The sequence below is a fragment of the Variovorax sp. UC122_21 genome (genome assembly GCF_044056785.1).
In the GTDB taxonomy this organism is placed as follows: domain Bacteria; phylum Pseudomonadota; class Gammaproteobacteria; order Burkholderiales; family Burkholderiaceae_C; genus Variovorax.
Genome location: NZ_CP172004.1, coordinates 1270354 through 1287884, shown reverse-complemented (window position 1 = coordinate 1287884; position 17531 = coordinate 1270354). Strand labels below are relative to the sequence as shown.

The following is a 17531-nucleotide window of genomic DNA, read 5'->3' as shown; positions in this document are numbered from 1 at the left end:
GCCCCTGCCGCTCAGCGGCGCAGGAAGCGCGGCGCGCGGCGTTCGGCCATGGCCTGCACGCCCTCCTTGAAGTCCTCGCTCGCGAACTGCACGCACTGCAGCTCGCGCTCGTGCCGGTTCGCCGCGGCCACCGCCTCGGCCAGGCCGCGCCGCAAGGTCGCGCGCGTCGACTCCACCGCGAGTGGAGCCGACAGCGCGATCTCGGCCGCGAGCGCCAGCGCGCTGGTGCGCACCTCGTCGGCCGGCACCAGCTGGTCGACCAGCCCGATGCGCAGCGCCTCCTCGCCGCCGATGCGGCGCCCGGTGTAGAACAGCAGCGCGGCCTGCTGCGCGCCCACCAGGCGCGGCAGCGTGAGGCTCAGGCCGAAGCCCGGATGGAAGCCGAGGCGATTGAAGTTGGCGCTGAAGCGCGCCTCGGCGCAGCCCACGCGGAAGTCGGCCGCCAGCGCGAGGCCGAGCCCGGCGCCGATGGCCGGGCCATGCACCGCGGCCACCAGCGGCTTGGCGTTGCCGAACAGGCGCATGGCCTGCTCGTAGAGCGGCGCGGGGTCGCGCGCATCGTCCTTGCCGCTGAAGTCGGCGCCCGCGCTGAAGGCCCGGCCCTCGGCGGCGAGCACGACGGCACGGCAATCGGGATCGGCATCGAGCTGCGCGAGCCGGTCGGCCAGTTCGCGCAGCAGCGCCACGTCGAGGTAGTTGAACGGCGCGCGCCGCAGCTCGAGCAGCGCCACGTGTTCATGGCCCGAGTCCAGCGAAGCGAGCGCGCTCATTGCACCTCCAGCTTCGCGATGTCGACGTAGCCCTTCCACTTCTCGCGCTCCTGGCGCTCGAAGCTCGCGAGCTCGGCCAGACTGACCTTCGCCGGCGCGAAGGCGAAGCCCTCGAGCCGCGCGCGGATCGGGTCGGTGGTCACGGCCTCGTTGATCCACTGGTTGAGCTGCTGCTGCAGCGCCGCCGGCGTGGCGGCCGGCACCGCGATGCCGAGGAAGCCGCCGCGGATGCTGAAGCCCGGATAGCTCTCGGCGATCAGCGGCAGCTCGGGATAGCGCTTGAGCCGCGCGTCGCTGTGCACCGCGAGCGCGCGCAACTGGCCCGAGGCCACGAAGGCATCGCCGGCCACGGTGTCGGTGAACACCACCTGGATCTGGCCCGCGATCAGCTCCGACATCGCCTGGCTCACCTGCTTGTACGGAATCGCCGCGAGCTCGATGCCGGCCTCGTGCGCGAACAGCGCCGCCGTGACCTTGGAGGTGGCGTTGAAGTGGCCGTAGTTGATCGTGCCCGGCGCCTTCCTGGCGGCGGCGACGAAGTCCTGCAGCGTCCTGTAGGGCGCGTCTGGCCGCACCAGCATGTAGGTGGAGCCGGGCCCGAAGGAGCCGACCAGCCGGAAGTCGCGCCCGGGGTCGTAGGGCAGCTTGCGGAACAGGCTGGGGTTGGCCAGGTGGGTGGAGGTGGTGGCCAGCAGCAGCACCGAGCCGTCGGCCGGCGCATTGCGCACCGCCTCCACGCCGATGATGCCGTTGCCGCCGGGGCGGTTGTCGACCACCACCGCGCGGCCGGTCTTGCGCGTGAGGAACTCGGCCAGCATGCGCGCCGAGATGTCGCCCGAGCCGCCGGGGCCGAAGGGCACGACGATCTGGATCGGCTTGTGGTTGTCCGCCGCCATCGCGGCCGCGAACGGCAAGGCCGCGAGCGCGGCGAGGCACTGTCTTCTCTGCATGTCGTCTCCTGTTGTTCGTGTCGTTGGAAGGGCGCGCTCAGCCGGGAGCCTTCGCGCCAAGCGCTTCGTTGTGCTCGCCCACGCCGGGTGCGCGGTGCCGCACCCGCGGCCGCTCGCCATCGAAGGACAGCGGCAGCCCGACGATGCGCAGGTCCTCGCCGGGAATGGTCTGCAGGATGCCGATGGCCTCGGTCTGCGGCTGCGCGAGCACCTGCGCGAAGTCCTGGATCGGCGCGCAGGGAATGCCCAGGGCCTCGAGCGCCTCGAGCCACTGCTGCGTCGAGCGCGTGCGGAACACCGCCTCGAGCGCGGGGATCAGCAGCGCCTTGTGCTGCACGCGCAGCGCATTGCTCGCGAAGCGCTCGTCGCGCGTCCATTCCTCGTGGCCGGCCGCGCGCGCGAGCTTGGCGAACAGCCGGTCGTTGGCCGCGGCCACCACGATCTCGCCGTCCCCGGTCGGCAGCGCCTGGAACACCACCACGTTGGGATTGCCGCTGCGGTGCCGCTCGGGCTGTTTCCCGGTGGCGTGGAAGCCGGCCATCATCACCTGCAGCCAGCCCAGCGCGGTCTCGAACAGCGAGGTGTCGACCACGCAGCCCTGCCCGGTCGAGGCGCGGCGCAGCAGCGCGGCGATGCAGCCCAGCGCGGCCCAGACGCCGGTGCCCAGGTCGAGCACCTGCATGCCCACGCGCGCCGGCGGCCCGCTCTCGGCGCCGTTGATGCTGAAGATGCCCGCGAAGGCCTGCACCATCGGCTCGTAGCCCGGCGCGAGGCGCATCGGCCCCTTGTGGCCGAAGGCCCAGAGCGAGCAGTACACCAGCCGCGGATTGAGCGCGCGCAACGCCTCGGCGCCGAGGCCCAGTTCCTCGAGCGAGCCGGGTCGCATGTTCTGCACGAACACGTCGGCCTCGGCCGCGCGTTCGCGCAGCCATTGCGCCTGCGCCGGGTCCTTGAGGTCGAGCGCGATGCTCTTCTTGCCGTGGTTCATGGCCTGGAAGGTGGTCGCGGTGCCACGCCAGAACGGCGGCCCCCAGCCGCGCGCGTCGTCGCCCGTGCCGGGCCGCTCGATCTTCACCACCTCGGCGCCGAGCGAGGACAGGATCTCGCCCGCGTAGGGCCCGGCGATGTTCTGCCCGAGCTCGATGACCTTGATGCCGGCCAGCGGCAGCGCGGTGCTGCTGTTCGTGTCGCCCGTCATGGTTCAGCGTCCCGTGAAACGGGGTGCGCGCTTCTCGACGAAATGCCGCACGCCCTCTTGGAAATCCTCGGTGTCGCGGCAGGCCGCGATCTCGCGGTCGGCCACGCGCGTGGCCTGCCCGAGGGTCTGGTAGCGGGCCTCCACCAGCTGCCGCTTGATGATGCGCACCGCGCGCGGCGAACTCAGCTCGGCGATCTCGGTGGCGCGCGCGAGCACCGCGTCGAGAAAGCCCTCGGCCGGCAGCAGGCAGGCCAGCCCCATGCGCTCGGCCTCCTCGGCCTGCAGGGTGCGGCCGGTCAGCAACAGGTCGGCCGCATGCATCGGCCCGATCAGCCGCGGCAGCAGCCAGGCCGTGCCGTGCTCGGCCACCAGGCCGCGGCGCGCATAGGGCAGCGTGAGCTTGGCACCGGCCGCCACGTAGCGCAGGTCGGCATGCAGCGCGATGCACAGGCCCACGCCCGCGACCGCGCCGTTGATCGCGGCGATCAGTGGCTTGGCGAGCGCGCCGAGGTAGCCGTAGCGCTGCGCCGCGTCGTCATCGGACTCGGCCTGCGGCACGGGTGGCCGGCCGGGGTCGGACAGCACCGCCATGTCCATGCCGGCGCAGAAGGCGCGGCCGGCGCCGCTGAGCACGATGGCGCGCACCGCGTCGTCGGCTTCGGCATGCGCGATGGCCGCGCGCAGCTCGGCCTCGAGCGTGGGCGTCCAGGCATTGAGCCGGTCGGGCCGGTCGAAGGTGATCGAGGCCACGCGGCCGATCGCCGCGTACCTCAGTTGCGTGAAATCCAAGCGTGTCTCCTGGTCGTTGCGCCCCGCGATGGGCGTGCGGCCAGTATTCCGGCGGGCCCCGGCGGCGACAACCTTAGAATTTCGGAGAACGAAATCATGGCCACGCCCCGCCCTTCCACCGCCGGCTCGACGCGCGCCCGCACGCAGGCCACCGGCACCTTCGTGCGCAGCACGCCCGGCAGCCATTCGCTCGAACGCGGCCTCGCGCTGCTGCGCGCCTTCCGCCATGGCGTGGACGTGCTGACCAACGCCGAACTGGCCGACCGCGCGCAGCTGCCGCGGCCGACGGTCAGCCGGCTCACGCGTTCGCTGGTGGACGCGGGTTTTCTCGCCTACGACATCGAGCAGCGCGGCTACCGCCTCACGGCCGCCTGCCTGAGCCTCGCGCTGTCCTTCCGCAGCTCGGAGGCCACGCTGGCGCGCGCGCTGCCGCTGATGCGCGCGCTGGCCGAGGGCCGGCGCGTCAACGTCGGGCTTGCCGTGGCCGACCAGTTCGAGATGGTCTACCTGGAGTCGGTGCGCCTCAGCCGGCTCGGGATCTTCCGGCGCATCCTCTCGGGCTCGCGGATCCCGATCGCGAGCACCTCGCTGGGCTGCGCCTTCCTCGCGGGCATGCAGGCCGCGGAGCGCAAAGCCCTGCTGGGCCGGCTGCGGCAGGCGCACGGCGCCGAATGGCGCGCGCTGCAGCCACGGGTGGAGGCCGCGCTCGAGGCCGTGCGCGAGCGCGGCTTCTGCCACGCGAGCTGGGCCGCGGGCATGACCGCGGTGGCGCTCCCGTTGCGCTCACCCGCAGGCAGCCTCTATGCGATGAACGTGAGCTTCCCCACCGCGGAGGAAGTGTCGACGGACGCCATCGAGGCGCACGCGCAACTGCTGCTGCGCCTCGCGGCCGACCTGCGCCGCGACTGGGCGCGCTGAAGCGTCAGATCGCCACCAGCTGGCGCACGCCCTGCGCCTCCATGTCCTTGCCGAGGCCGCGCGCGATCACCTCGCCGCGTTCCATCACGAGGTAGTCGTCGGCCAGCTCCTGCGCGAAGTCGTAGTACTGCTCGCACAGCACGATCGCCATGTCGCCGCGGTCGGCCAGCATGCGGATCACGCGGCCGATGTCCTTGATGATGCTCGGCTGGATGCCCTCGGTGGGCTCGTCGAGGATCAAGAGCTTCGGCTTGGGCGCGAGCGCGCGCGCGATCGCGAGCTGCTGCTGCTGGCCGCCCGAGAGGTCGCCGCCGCGGCGCCCGATCATCTGCTTGAGCACCGGGAACAGCTCGAACAGCTCGGCCGGGATCGGCGTGCCGCCGCGCTTGTAGGCCAGGCCCATGCGCAGGTTCTCTTCCACCGTGAGGCGCGCGAAGATCTCGCGGCCCTGCGGCACGAAGCCGATGCCCGCGCGCGCGCGGTCGTAGGGCGTGGCCTTGTGGATCGGCCGCCCCTCGAGCTCGATGCTGCCGCTCTTGATCGGCACCAGGCCCATCAGCGACTTCAGCAGCGTGGTCTTGCCCACGCCGTTGCGGCCCAGCAGCACCGTGACCTTGCCCAGCGTGGCCTCGAAGCTCACGTCGCGCAGGATGTGGGAGCCGCCGTAGTACTGGTGGATGTTCTTGACTGTCAGCATGGCGTGGTTTCCTCAGCGGCCCAGGTAGACCTCGATCACGCGCTCGTCGGCCTGCACCTCGTCGAGCGAGCCCTGCGCGAGCACCGAGCCGTCGCACAGCACGGTCACGATCTCGGAGATGGTGCGGATGAAGCTCATGTCGTGCTCCACCACCATCAGCGAATGCTTGCCCTTGAGCGTGAGGAACAGCTCGGCCGTGCGCGCCGTTTCCTCGTCGGTCATGCCGGCCACGGGCTCGTCGAGCAGCAGGAGCTTCGGGTCCTGCATCAGCAGCATGCCGATCTCGAGCCACTGCTTCTGGCCGTGGCTCAGGTTGCCCGCCATCCGCGACACGCTGGCCGCGAGGTGGATGGTCTCGAGCACCTCGGCCAGCCGGTCGCTTTGCGCCGAGTCGAGCCTGAACAGCATCGAGGCGCGCACGCCCTTGTCGGTCTTGAGCGCGAGCTCGAGGTTCTCGAACACCGTGAGGTGCTCGAACACGGTCGGCTTCTGGAACTTGCGGCCGATGCCCAGCTGTGCGATCTCGGCCTCCTTGTGGCGCAGCAGGTCGATGGTGCTGCCGAAGAACACCGTGCCCTCGTCGGGCCGGGTCTTGCCGGTGATGATGTCCATCATCGTGGTCTTGCCCGCGCCGTTGGGGCCGATGATGCAGCGCAGCTCGCCGGGCGCGATGTCGAGCGACAGCTTGTTGATCGCCTTGAAGCCGTCGAAGCTCACGCTCACGTCTTCCAGGTAGAGGATGCGGCCGTGGGTCACGTCGACCTCGCCGGGCGTCGCGATGCGGCTGAAGCCCGCCGTGCGGCCGCCCGATTCGGTGGCGCCGGTGTCGTGCGGCTGGCCCTTGGCGCGCGAGACGCGCTCCGCGCCGGCTTCCATCAGGTCGGGCGTCATGCGCGGGCTCCCTTCGGTTCGGCATGCAGCGGCGCGGCGATCGCTTCCGGCTCCATGCCCTGTTCGGTCGCCAGCGAGCGCTGGGCCTCGGCGCGCGCCGGCGATGCCGCAACGGGCGCCGCTTTCTCGCGCGACAGCCACTGGCGCACCAGCCCCACGATGCCGTTCGGCAGGAACAGCGTGACCGCGATGAACAGCGCGCCGAGGAAGTACAGCCAGTACTCGGGATAGGCCACCGTGAGCCAGCTCTTCGCGCCGTTGACGATGAAGGCGCCGATGATCGGCCCGATCAGGCTCGCGCGCCCGCCCACCGCGGCCCAGATCGCGATCTCGATCGAGTTGGCCGCGCTCATCTCGCTCGGGTTGATGATGCCGACCTGCGGCACGTAGAGCGCGCCGGCCACGCCGCACATCACGGCCGAGATGACCCAGATGCTGAGCTTGTAGGGCAGCGGGTTGTAGCCCGAGAACATCACGCGCGACTCGGCGTCGCGGATGGCCTGCAGCACGCGGCCGAACTTGCTCGCGATCAGCCACTTGGCGAACAGGAAGAAGGCCAGCAGGGTCACGCCGGTGAGCGCGAAGATCGTCATGCGCATCTCCTGCGTGGCGATCGGGATGCCGAGGATGCGCTTGAAGTCGGTGAAGCCGTTGTTGCCGCCGAAGCCGGTCTCGTTGCGAAAGAACAGCAGCATGGCCGCGAAGGTCAGGGCCTGCGTGATGATCGAGAAGTACACGCCCTTGATGCGCGAGCGGAAGGCGAAGAAGCCGAACACGAAGGCGATCAGGCCCGGCACCGCGACGATCAGCACCAGGGTGGCAATGAAGCTGTCGCTGAAGGTCCAGTGCCAGGGCAGCGTCTTCCAGTCGAGGAACACCATGAAGTCCGGCAGGTCGCTCTTGTAGTTGCCGTCGCGGCCGATCTGGCGCATGAGGTACATGCCCATCATGTAGCCGCCGAGCGCGAAGAAGAGACCGTGGCCCAGCGAGAGGATGCCGGTGTAGCCCCAGATCAGGTCCATGGCCAGCGCGCAGATCGCGTAGCACATGATCTTGCCGACCAGCGCCACCGCGTAGTCGCTCATGTGCAGCGGGCTGTCGGCCGGCACCCACATGTTGAGCACGGGTGCCACCGCGCACACCACGATCAGCGCGACGAAGAAGGCCGTCCAGCCCTTGCCGCTCAGCAGCGGCCCCTTGGTGGGAAGTGCCACCCTACCCGTTCGCACTGAGCTTGTCGAAGTGCCTGCCCCGGCTTCGACAGGCTCAGCCCGAACGGTGATGGCGGTATCGAAAGTTGTTGGGGTCGTCATGCTTCCGCGCTCCGGCCCTTCATCGCGAAGATGCCCTGCGGCCGCTTCTGGATGAAGATGATGATGAAAACCAGCACCGCGATCTTCGCGAGCACCGCGCCCGCCCAGCCCTCGATGAACTTGTTGAGGATGCCCAGTCCGAGCGCCGCGTAGACGGTGCCCGCGAGCTGGCCGACGCCGCCCATCACGACCACCATGAAGCTGTCGACGATGTAGCTCTGGCCCAGGTCGGGGCCGACGTTGCCGATCTGGCTCAGCGCGCAGCCCGCGAGGCCGGCGATGCCCGAGCCGAGCGCGAAGGCGTAGGTGTCGATGCGCGCGGTGTTCACGCCCATGCACGAGGCGATCGGGCGGTTCTGCGTGACGCCGCGCACGAACAGGCCGAGCCGCGTGCGGCCGATCAGCCAGCCCATGGCCAGCAGCACCAGCACCGCGAAGACGATGATGCACAGGCGGTTCCACGGCAGCGTGACGTTCGACAGCAGCGACAGGCCGCCGCTCATCCAGGCCGGGTTCTCCACGCCCACGTTCTGCGCGCCGAACAGCGAGCGCACCATCTGCTGCAGCATCAGGCTGATGCCCCAGGTGGCCAGCAGGGTCTCGAGCGGGCGGCCGTAGAGGAAGCGGATCACGCCGCGCTCGAGCACCGCGCCCACCAGCGCCGAGGCCAGGAACGAGACCGGAATGGCGGCCACCAGGTACCAGCCGAAGGCGGCCTCGGGCAGGTACTTCTGGAAGATGCCCTGCATCACATAGGTGGCGTAGGCGCCGATCATCATCAGCTCGCCGTGCGCCATGTTGATGACGCCCATCAGGCCGTAGGTGATGGCCAGACCCAGCGCGGCCAGCAGCAGCACCGAGCCCAGGCTGATGCCGCTGAACACGGCATTGAGGCGGTCGCCCAGACCAGCGAGCCGTCGATGCTGGCGATCGAGGCCACGATCGCGGCCTTCACGTCGGCCTCGGTCTCGTCGGCCAGGCGCTGGTTGAGCAGCAGCTTGGTGTCGGGGCTGCGGCTCTCGCCGAGCTCGCGCGCGGCCACGAGGCGCTTGGCCTTGTCGGCGCTGCTCAGCATGCTGGCGGCGCGCACCAGTTCGAGCTGCGCCTTGATCTTCGGGTGGGTCTCGGCGGCCAGCGCCTTCTCGACCAGCGGCAGCCGCGATTCGTCGGGCTCCTTGAACAGCGCCTGCGCGGCCTCGGCGCGCACCGCGTCGTCCTTGCTGCCGAGCTTGAGCGCGGCCTGCGCGGCCTCGAGCGCGCCGCGCATCAGGTTGTTGTTGACCACGTCCTCGGCCGTGTCGGGCACCTTGAGTTCGGCACCGGTCACGGGGTCGTAGCCTTTGTCGTCCTTCATCACGAAGACCTTGTCTTCGGTGTACTTGACCGCGTCGTCCGACATCGCCTGGATGAAGGCCGCGGTCTTGTCGTCGGCGCTGGTGACGGCCTTGTTGAGCGCGGCGATGCGGGCTTCGGAATCGCCGGCGGCGATGGCCCGGGCTTCGTCGGCGGTCAGCGCCTGGGCGGCCGTTGCCATGAACAGCATGGCGGCGAATGCGCAGTGGAGGGTTCGTCGAAGCATCTTGAGGTTCGGTAGGACTCCCTCTCCCCGTGGGGAGAGGGTTGGGGTGAGGGCCAACGGCCTCCCAACGAGCGCAGCGACCGGATCGACCGCCGCTGCCCTCACCCCGCCCTCTCCCCGAGGGGAGAGGGAGCAAGGCAAGGGGATTGACTCGCGATGCCTTACATCGACTTGCCAGCCGGATAGTCGGGCTTCTTGTCGTTGCCTTCGATGTACGGGCTCCACGGCTTGGCCTTGACCGGGCCCGGCGTCTTCCACACCACGTTGAACTGGCCGTCGGCCTTGATCTCGCCGATGAACACGCTCTTGTGCAGGTGGTGGTTCTTCTCGTCCATCTTCGAGACGATGCCCGAGGGCGCGGTGAAGGTCTGGCCGGCCATGGCGGCGATCACCTTGTCGGTGTCGGTCGACTTGGCCTTCTCGACCGCCTGCTTCCACATGTGGATGCCGATCCAGGTGGCTTCCATCGGGTCGTTGGTCAGCGGCTTGTCCTTGTGGCCGGCGATGTTCTTGGCCTTGGCGTAGTCGCTCCACTGCTTGATGAAGGCGGTGTTGGTCGGGTTCTTGATCGACATGAAGTAGTTCCACGCGGCCAGGTGGCCGACCAGCGGCTTGGTGTCCACGCCGCGCAGTTCTTCCTCGCCGACCGAGAAGGCCACCACCGGCACGTCCTTGGCCTTCAGGCCCGCGTTGCCGAGTTCCTTGTAGAAGGGCACGTTGGAGTCGCCGTTGATGGTCGACACCACGGCCGTCTTGCCGCCGGCCGAGAACTTCTTGATGTCGGCGACGATGGTCTGGTAGTCGCTGTGGCCGAAGGGGGTGTACTTCTCGTCGATGTCGGTGTCCTTCACGCCCTTGCTCTTGAGGTAGGCGCGCAGGATCTTGTTGGTGGTGCGCGGATAGACGTAGTCGGTGCCCAGCAGCACCCAGCGCTTGGCGGCGCCGCCTTCCTTGCTCATCAGGTAGTCGACGGCCGGAATGGCTTGCTGGTTGGGCGCGGCACCCGTGTAGAACACGTTCTTCGAGAGCTCTTCGCCTTCGTACTGCACCGGGTAGAACAGCAGGCCGTTCATTTCCTCGACCACCGGCAGCACCGACTTGCGCGACACCGAGGTCCAGCAGCCGAAGATCACCGAGACCTTGTCCTGGCCGAGCAGCTGCTTGGTCTTCTCGGCGAACAGCGGCCAGTTCGAGGCCGGGTCGACCACCACGGGCTCGAGCTTCTTGCCGAGCACGCCGCCCTTGGCGTTGATGTCGTCGATGGCCATCAGCACCGTGTCCTTCAACACGGTTTCAGAAATGGCCATCGTGCCCGACAGCGAGTGCAGCACGCCGACCTTGATGGTGTCGGCGGCGAATGCGGGCGCAGCGGAGATGCTGGCCAGCGCGACGGCGGCGGTGAGCGCCTTGAGAGTGAAACGACGTTGCATGTGGACTCCTGCTCCGGTGGGTTGAAACCTGTTCGCCGGCGCGGTGCCGAGCGATGGGAGGGAGTCTGCGGAATGCACCAGGAAGGAGAAATACGCCGGGTGGCGTACACGGAGGTACTCAGCCGCGTCAACGGCGCGCGAGGCTACGGCGCCGGGTACTTGCGCGCGTTCGCGACCATCTTGCTGCGCGCGGCCTCGACGGGATCGATACCGAGCTGGTCGGCCAGTTGCAGCAGGTAGAGCAGCACGTCCGCGATCTCGGTGCCGACCTCGGCGCGCTTGTCGGCCGGCAGTTCGCGGCTCTGCGCCTCGGTCAACCACTGGAAATGCTCGAGCAGCTCGGCGGCCTCGACCGAGAGCGCCGCGGCGAGGTTCTTGGGGGAGTGGAAGGGTTCCCAGTGGCGATCGCGCGCGAAGTCGCGCAGGGCGAGCGTGAGCGATTGGAGGTCGTGGGTCATGGCGGCTATTGGGGGGACACGGGACACAAACATGAAAAGCCCATTTCGGGTAATAAAATGCCCAAAATGGGTAAATCGCCGATGCCGAAGCAGCTCGAAGCACCTGTCGGACTGGCCGACGCCCTGTTCACGACCACCCAGCAGCGCGTGCTGGGCTGCCTCTTCGGCCAGCCGGATCGAAGCTTCTTCTTCACCGAATTGATCAAGCTTACCGGCGCGGGCTCGGGCGCCGTGCAGCGCGAACTCGAAGCAGTTGACCGACAGCGGGCTGCTCACGATGTCGCGCGTGGGCAATCAGAAGCACTACCAGGCCAATGCGCAATCGCCGATCCACGAGGAACTGAGCAGCATCGTGCGCAAGACCTTCGGACTCGCGGGCCCGCTGCGTGAAGCGCTGCAGCCCGTGGCCGACCGGATCGAGGCCGCGTTCGTGTACGGCTCGGTCGCGAAGAAGAGCGACACGGCCGCGAGCGACATCGACCTGCTGCTGCTCAGTGAGGAACTTGCCTATCCGGATCTCTTTCTCGCGCTCGATGCCGTCTCCCGCGCGGCTCGGCCGTACAGTGAACCCGACCCTGTTCACGAGGAAGGAACTGATGCGAAAGCTCAAGGACGGCGAATCCTTCGCCACGCGCGTGATGGCACAGCCCAAGCTCTGGGTGCTCGGCGACGCGCATGCCCTCCCCGCTTGACAACCTCTGCGGCCCTTCGAAGCCGCTCGCGGCCGAGGCGCCCGATGCGCGCGAATTCGCGGGCTTGCTGCGTTCGGGCCAGGCCCGCCTGAAGGACGCGCAGGTCGCGCAGCTCTCGCTCGAGGGCCGCTTCGACCTCGTCTACAACGCGGCCCACGCCCTGTGCCTCGCCGCCTTGCGCTGGCATGGCTACCGCTCGGGCAACCGCTTCATCGTCTTCCAGGTGCTGCCCCACACGCTGTCGCTGGGCCCCGAGGTCTGGCGGGTGCTGGCCAAGGGCCACGAGATCCGCAACCTCGGCGAGTACGAGGGCGACCTGAACGTGGACGAGCGCATCGTCCGGGACATGATCGTGGCCTGCCAGCAGGTGGCCGCGAAGCTGTCGGCGCTCCCCGCGCCCGGCGGCAGCTAGCGCGAACGCGCGCCTCGGCGGTGCAACACCGCCACCAGCAACGCCGACCCCATCAGATAGACCAGAGCCACCCCAAGCCCCGCCGCATAGGCCGCCGCATCGCTCCGTTCGCCGAGCCGCCCGTAGAACAGGATCCCGATCAGCGCCACGCCCAGCGCATTGCCCGCCTGCTGAACCATCGACAGCACGCCCGAGGCCACGCCCGCATGCTGCGGCGGCAGGCCGGCGAGCACGCTCGAGACCAGGGGCGCCATCACCAGGCCCAGACCCGCGCCCTGCACCAGCAGCAGCGGCACCATCCACGCGAGCAGGTGGGCATGGCCCGCGAAGGCGGCGACGTTGAGGTACTGCAGCGCATGGCCGGCCGCGAGAAGCAGCGCGCCGAGCGCGATCGGCGGCTTGCCGCCGAAGCGGCGCGCAATGCGGGCACCGCCCATCGAGGTGGCGAAGAAGCCGAGCGCCAGCGCGGTGAAGACCAGGCCCGAGCGCAGCGCATCGAGCGCGAGGCCCTGCTGCAGGTACAGCGCGAGCACGAAGTACAGCGAGGCATTGCCGACATAGAAGGCCAGCGTGGTCAGCAGGCCGTTGACGAAGCGCGCATCGGCCATCAGCACCGGCGCCACCAGCGGCGCACCGCCGCGCGCGGCAAGCCGGCGCTGCTGGAAGACGAACAGCAGCGCGAGCGGCAGCGCGGCCGCGAGGCACAGCCAGCTCCACAGCGGCCAGCCCTGCTGCCGCCCCTCGACCAGCGGCAGCACCACCGCCACCGACGCCGCGGCCACCAGCAGCATGCCGGCGGGATCGAGCCGGCTCCGGTGGCCCCCACTGGCCAGCGGCGGAATCACGCGCGGCGCCAGCAGCAGCGCGAGCAGGCCGATCGGCAGGTTGATGAGGAAGCAGCTGCGCCAGCCGAGGCCCCAGAGGTCGGCCTGGATCAGCAGCCCGCCCACGAGCTGGCCCAGCGTGGCGCCGAGGCCGAGCGTGAGGCCGTAGGCGGCGAAGGCGCGGGCGCGGTCCTCGCCGGTGTGGACCAGCCCGATCATCGCGAGCACCTGCGGCTGCAGCAGCGCACCGGCCAGGCCCTGCAGCACGCGGGCCGCCACCAGCAGCTCGGCAGTGGGCGCCAGGCCACAGGCCGCCGAGGCCAGCGTGAACAGCAGCAGGCCGGCCATGAACATGCGGCGGCGCCCGAAGAGGTCGCCGAGCCGGCCGCCGGTGATCAGGCCCGCGGCGGTGGCGAGACCGTAGCCCGCCACCACCAGTTGCAAGGTGGCGGTGCTCGCGAGCAGTTCGCGCTGCATCGAGGGCAGCGCGACATTGACGATGAAGAAGTCCAGCACCACCAGGAAGGTGCCGCTGAGCATGACCCACAGGGCCAGCCGCCCGGGCCTGGCCGAGCCCGCGCTCTGGCCGGCCGTGGATGAAAGCGATGCCGCCGGAACGGCGATGTCGGACTGCGTCATGGTGGGTTCGAGTCTTGGAGGGAAGGCGCGCTGCGGCAATGACCCCGGAGGTCAAGCGATCGGACGCACGAACCCGAGCCAGAGCGCCGCCGCGGGGCCGCCCGCGGCGGGGCCCCTGTGCCAATGGCACGGCGTGAATGAGCGCCTCAGGCCTGCCTGGCCGCGTGCCTGAACTGCGCCACGGCGAAGGCCCAGGCCATCCGCGTGGCATCGGGCCCGGCCGCATCGCTGAACATCAGCTTCGACGCACCGCCGCTCCACGCATGCCCCAGCCCCGCGATCTCGCACAGCGAGACCACCGTGCGGCCCTTGCGCTTGAAGTCGGTCACGCGCATCGGGCGGCGCTTGCCGCGCTGCACGTCGCGCGCGACGCCGGGCCGCGCACCCATGGCCGTGGCCCACACGGCGGCGCTGTTGACGGCATTGCTGGGCACGACCACGGCATCGGCATCGCCGTGCAGCACGAGCATCGGCGGCAGGGTCGCGAGGACGGCCGCGGCGCCCATCGCCTTGCCGACGGCGGTGACGGGCATCGGCGGCACGTTCTGGCCGCGCATCGCGCCGAGCGCGGTGGCCGAGGACTTGGCCGCACCGGGCGCCACGCCCGAATGCATGACCACGGCGCGAAAGCGCTGCGGATAGCGCGTGGCCAGCAGCGCCGCCATGCTGGCGCCGGCCGAGAGGCCGGCCAGCGCGACGCGCTCGCGGTCCGCCGGGTAGAGCATGCAGGCCTGGTCGACCGCGGCCATCAGCGTCGCGGCCTCGGCATCGGCCTTGCCGGAGCGGCGCTCGTACCAGTTCCAGCAGCCCTGGGGATGCGCGAGCCGGTCCTGCTCGGGTAGAGCACCAGGAGGCGCTGGCGCGCCGCCAGCGCGTTCATGCGCGTGCTGGCCGCGAAGTCGCGCCCGGTCTGGCCGCAGCCGTGCAGCATGACCATGAGCGGCAGCTTCTCGCCGGGCTGCAGATGCAGGTCGGCGGGACGGAACAGGTGATAGCGCCGCGCGCCGCCCGGACCGATCGCCATGCCGCTGAGCCAGTCGCCCTTGCCGGGCGGCGGCTTGAGCCGCTTGGCCGTCGCGCGCTTCACCTGGCCCGCCACGCGCTGGCTGTTGCGCAGCGTGAGCTTCGTGAGCGCCTTCAGGTTGCGCTCGTAGGCGCGGGCGAAGACGGAAGCGGTGGAACGGCGGGCCATGGCGCAGTGTGACGCATGGCGCCGGGACGGGACAGCGATCGCCCGCTGCCCCGGCGAAGTCAGTAGACCTCGGGGACGATCATGCTGGCAGGTACCGGCTGGCGCAGGTAGTCGGCATGGCGCACGCGGGCCGGCAGTTCCACCGGCGCATGGGGCACCATCTCGTAGGGCAGCTGGCCCAGCAGGTGGCTGATGCAGTTCAGGCGCGCCTTCTTCTTGTCGACCGCCTGCACCACCCACCACGGCGCCTCGGGGATGTGGGTGCGTTCCAGCATCGTTTCCTTGGCCTTGGTGTACTCCTCCCAGCGGCGGCGGCTCTCGAGGTCCATCGGGCTGAGCTTCCACTGCTTGAGCGGATCGTGGATGCGGCCGAGGAAGCGCATGTGCTGCTCGTCGTCGGTGATGGAGAACCAGTACTTGATGAGCTTGATGCCCGAGCGCACGAGCATCTTCTCGAACTCGGGCACGGTGCGGAAGAACTCCTCGTACTCGTCGTCGGTGCAGAAGCCCATCACGCGCTCGACGCCGGCGCGGTTGTACCAGCTGCGGTCGAACAGCACCATCTCGCCGGCGGCCGGCAGATGCGCCACGTAGCGCTGGAAGTACCACTGGGTGCGTTCGCGGTCGTTCGGTGCCGGCAGCGCGGCCACGCGGGCCACGCGCGGGTTCAGCCGCTGGGTGATGCGCTTGATGACGCCGCCCTTGCCGGCCGCGTCGCGGCCCTCGAACAGGATCACGACCTTCTGCTTGCTGTGCTGGACCCAGTCCTGCAGCTTCACCAGTTCGCCCTGCAGGCGGAACAGCTCCTTGAAATAGGCCTGGCGGGCGGCCTTGTCGGTGCCGCCCGGCGCGCCGTCGAGGCCGTCGATGTTGCGGTCCTCGATCTCCAGCTCGAGCTCCTCGTCGTAGCTGTCGATGAGGTCTCGGGCGATGCGCTGCATCAGTTCTTCGTGGTCGGGAAGGGCGCTCGTCGTCGGCATGGTCAAAGGCAAGAGTGGCGGGATCCGGGAAAACCATGCTGCATGGGCCAGATGACGCCGGCGTGACGGTTTTGCGGCCGGTTCCCGTAGGCCGACACGCCGTTGTCACACGGCGCGAACACCATTTCTGTCCACTACAACACTCCAGAACGCCCTCATGAACACGCTCGCCGCCCCGACCACGGACCTGCCGGCCGCGCCCGCAGGGTCCGCGGCCCACCGCCCGAAGCTCGATGCCCGGCCCGGTCCGGTCGCCCTGATCACCTTCGTCGGCCTGCTGGCCGTCGGCCTGCTCTACACGGCCTGGAGCCTGGTGAGCGACGTGTCGGACTCCGGCGCGCCCATGACCACCTGGGTGCCCTACATCCTGCTGGGCGTGGCGCTGCTGATCGCGCTGGGCTTCGAGTTCGTCAACGGCTTCCACGACACCGCCAACGCGGTGGCGACCGTGATCTACACCCACTCGCTGCCGCCGAACTTCGCGGTCGTGTGGTCGGGCTTCTTCAATTTCCTGGGCGTGCTGGTCTCCAGCGGCGCGGTGGCCTTCGGCATCATCGCGCTGCTGCCGGTGGAGCTGATCCTGCAGGTGGGCTCGGGCGCGGGCTTCGCGATGGTGTTCGCGCTGCTGATCGCCGCGATCATCTGGAACCTCGGCACCTGGTGGCTGGGGCTGCCGGCCTCCTCCTCGCACACGCTGATCGGCTCGATCATCGGCGTGGGCGTGGCCAACGCGCTGATGCACGGCCGCGACGGCACCAGCGGCGTGGACTGGGCGCAGGCCACCAAGGTCGGCTATTCGCTCTTGCTGTCGCCGCTGGTGGGCTTCGGCTGCGCCGCGCTGCTGCTGCTGGCGCTGCGCGCCTTCGTCAAGAACCGCGCGCTCTATGAAGAACCCAAGGGCAGCGAGCCGCCGCCGTGGTGGATCCGCGGCCTGCTGATCCTGACCTGCACCGGCGTCTCGTTCGCGCACGGTTCCAACGACGGCCAGAAGGGCATGGGCCTGATCATGCTGATCCTGGTGGGCACGGTGCCGATGGCCTATGCGCTCAACCGCGCGATGCCGGCCGACCAGACGGTGAAGTTCGTCGCCGTGGCCGAGGTGGCGCAGGGCGCGATGCAGCGCAGCCTGCCGACCTCGCTGCCCGCGCTGCAGCCGGCGGCCGCGCGCGACTCGCTCGCGACCTACGTGCGCACCCGCGAGTTCAACGACACGGTGGTGCCCGCGCTGGCCGCGGTCACCGGCAGCATCGCGCAGGAGGTCAGGCAGCACGGCTCGCTGGCCCGCCTGCCGGCCGACGCGGTGGCCAATGTGCGCAACGACATGTACCTGGCCTCCGAGGCGATCCGCCACCTCGACAAGAGCGGCGCCGCGCATTTCGATGCCGACACGCAGGCCCGCGTCGGCGCGCTGCGCCAGGAACTCGACGACGCCACCCGCTTCATCCCGCTGTGGGTGAAGGTGGCGGTGGCGATCGCGCTGGGCCTGGGCACCATGATCGGCTGGAAGCGCATCGTGGTGACCGTGGGCGAGAAGATCGGCAAGACCCACCTGAGCTATGCCCAGGGCGCCTCGGCCGAGGTGGTGGCGATGGTGACCATCGGCGCGGCCGACATGTACGGCCTGCCGGTCTCGACCACGCACGTGCTGTCCTCGGGCGTGGCGGGCACCATGACCGCGAGCGGCTCGGGGCTGCAGATGTCGACGCTGCGCAACCTCGCGCTGGCCTGGGTGCTGACGCTGCCGGCGGCGATGCTGCTGTCGGGCGTGCTGTACTGGCTGTTCACGCACCTGTTCTGAA

At 69.7% G+C, this 17531-nt stretch carries 15 protein-coding genes and 2 pseudogenes; 4 read left to right on the top strand and 13 right to left on the bottom strand.

The genetic code is table 11. From position 1 onward, the window contains the following. Positions 1 to 11: 11 nt before the first annotated feature. The 4 genes from ACHMXE_RS18475 to ACHMXE_RS18460 are packed head-to-tail and all read right to left on the bottom strand — an operon-like array spanning position 12 to position 3707. Complete coding sequence (locus ACHMXE_RS18475) at positions 12 to 770, bottom strand: enoyl-CoA hydratase/isomerase family protein (protein WP_395350535.1); 759 nt, start codon at positions 768 to 770, stop codon at positions 12 to 14. Beyond that, positions 767 to 1720 carry a Bug family tripartite tricarboxylate transporter substrate binding protein gene (locus ACHMXE_RS18470; protein WP_395350534.1) on the bottom strand — a complete coding sequence of 318 codons (954 nt, stop codon included), beginning with the start codon at positions 1718 to 1720 and terminating at the stop codon, positions 767 to 769. The genes ACHMXE_RS18475 and ACHMXE_RS18470 overlap by 4 nt, the downstream gene beginning before the upstream one ends. Positions 1721 to 1757: 37 nt before the next feature. Further along, positions 1758 to 2918, bottom strand: a complete 1161-nt coding sequence (locus ACHMXE_RS18465; RefSeq protein ID WP_395350532.1) for a CaiB/BaiF CoA transferase family protein — start codon at positions 2916 to 2918, stop codon at positions 1758 to 1760. 3 nt (positions 2919 to 2921) lie between these two features. Beyond that, positions 2922 to 3707 carry an enoyl-CoA hydratase-related protein gene (locus ACHMXE_RS18460; protein ID WP_395350531.1) on the bottom strand — a complete coding sequence of 262 codons (786 nt, stop codon included), beginning with the start codon at positions 3705 to 3707 and terminating at the stop codon, positions 2922 to 2924. 96 nt (positions 3708 to 3803) lie between these two features. Between ACHMXE_RS18460 and ACHMXE_RS18455 the strand changes: the two genes are divergently transcribed. Further along, a complete protein-coding gene (locus ACHMXE_RS18455; RefSeq protein WP_395350529.1) occupies positions 3804 to 4625 on the top strand; it encodes an IclR family transcriptional regulator in 822 nt (273 codons plus the stop codon). A 4-nt stretch (positions 4626 to 4629) separates the two neighbouring features. Here ACHMXE_RS18455 and urtE read toward each other — a convergent pair whose 3' ends face one another. From urtE to ACHMXE_RS18425, 6 genes and pseudogenes are all read right to left on the bottom strand, one after another. After that, complete coding sequence (gene urtE, locus ACHMXE_RS18450) at positions 4630 to 5322, bottom strand: urea ABC transporter ATP-binding subunit UrtE (RefSeq protein WP_057594408.1); 693 nt, start codon at positions 5320 to 5322, stop codon at positions 4630 to 4632. A 12-nt stretch (positions 5323 to 5334) separates the two neighbouring features. Continuing rightward, positions 5335 to 6213: an urea ABC transporter ATP-binding protein UrtD gene (gene urtD, locus ACHMXE_RS18445; RefSeq protein WP_395350527.1), complete on the bottom strand. Its 879-nt coding sequence runs from the start codon at positions 6211 to 6213 to the stop codon at positions 5335 to 5337. After that, positions 6210 to 7442, bottom strand: a complete 1233-nt coding sequence (gene urtC, locus ACHMXE_RS18440) for an urea ABC transporter permease subunit UrtC (RefSeq protein WP_395350526.1) — start codon at positions 7440 to 7442, stop codon at positions 6210 to 6212. Before urtC ends, urtD begins: the two co-directional genes overlap by 4 nt. An 80-nt stretch (positions 7443 to 7522) precedes the next feature. Beyond that, positions 7523 to 9069 (bottom strand): annotated as a pseudogene (gene urtB, locus ACHMXE_RS18435) (urea ABC transporter permease subunit UrtB). A 197-nt stretch (positions 9070 to 9266) separates the two neighbouring features. Next, on the bottom strand, positions 9267 to 10535 hold the full coding sequence (gene urtA, locus ACHMXE_RS18430; protein WP_395350525.1) for an urea ABC transporter substrate-binding protein: 1269 nt from the start codon (positions 10533 to 10535) through the stop codon (positions 9267 to 9269). A 143-nt stretch (positions 10536 to 10678) separates the two neighbouring features. Continuing rightward, positions 10679 to 10993, bottom strand: a complete 315-nt coding sequence (locus tag ACHMXE_RS18425; protein WP_395350524.1) for a nucleotide pyrophosphohydrolase — start codon at positions 10991 to 10993, stop codon at positions 10679 to 10681. A gap of 81 nt (positions 10994 to 11074) precedes the next feature. On the opposite strand from ACHMXE_RS18425, the gene ACHMXE_RS18420 reads away from it, so the two are divergent. Then, positions 11075 to 11383 carry a hypothetical protein gene (locus ACHMXE_RS18420; protein ID WP_395350522.1) on the top strand — a complete coding sequence of 103 codons (309 nt, stop codon included), beginning with the start codon at positions 11075 to 11077 and terminating at the stop codon, positions 11381 to 11383. A 285-nt stretch (positions 11384 to 11668) separates the two neighbouring features. Next, positions 11669 to 12097, top strand: a complete 429-nt coding sequence (locus ACHMXE_RS18415) for a hypothetical protein (protein WP_395350520.1) — start codon at positions 11669 to 11671, stop codon at positions 12095 to 12097. Here ACHMXE_RS18415 and ACHMXE_RS18410 read toward each other — a convergent pair. The 3 genes and pseudogenes from ACHMXE_RS18410 to ppk2 form a co-directional block, all read right to left on the bottom strand. Then, positions 12094 to 13560 (bottom strand): MFS transporter, encoded by a 1467-nt coding sequence (locus ACHMXE_RS18410; protein WP_395350518.1) that lies wholly within the window; start codon positions 13558 to 13560, stop codon positions 12094 to 12096. The two genes, ACHMXE_RS18415 and ACHMXE_RS18410, sit on opposite strands and share 4 nt — an antisense overlap. A gap of 146 nt (positions 13561 to 13706) precedes the next feature. Continuing rightward, positions 13707 to 14752, bottom strand: a pseudogene (locus ACHMXE_RS18405) (alpha/beta hydrolase family esterase). 59 nt (positions 14753 to 14811) lie between these two features. After that, positions 14812 to 15732 carry a polyphosphate kinase 2 gene (gene ppk2 / locus ACHMXE_RS18400; protein WP_203202459.1) on the bottom strand — a complete coding sequence of 307 codons (921 nt, stop codon included), beginning with the start codon at positions 15730 to 15732 and terminating at the stop codon, positions 14812 to 14814. Between the two features lie 157 nt (positions 15733 to 15889). On the opposite strand from ppk2, the gene ACHMXE_RS18395 reads away from it, so the two are divergent. After that, entirely contained in the window at positions 15890 to 17530 is a 1641-nt protein-coding gene (locus ACHMXE_RS18395; RefSeq protein ID WP_395350516.1) for an inorganic phosphate transporter, read from the top strand. The last annotated feature ends 1 nt before the right edge of the window (position 17531 follow it).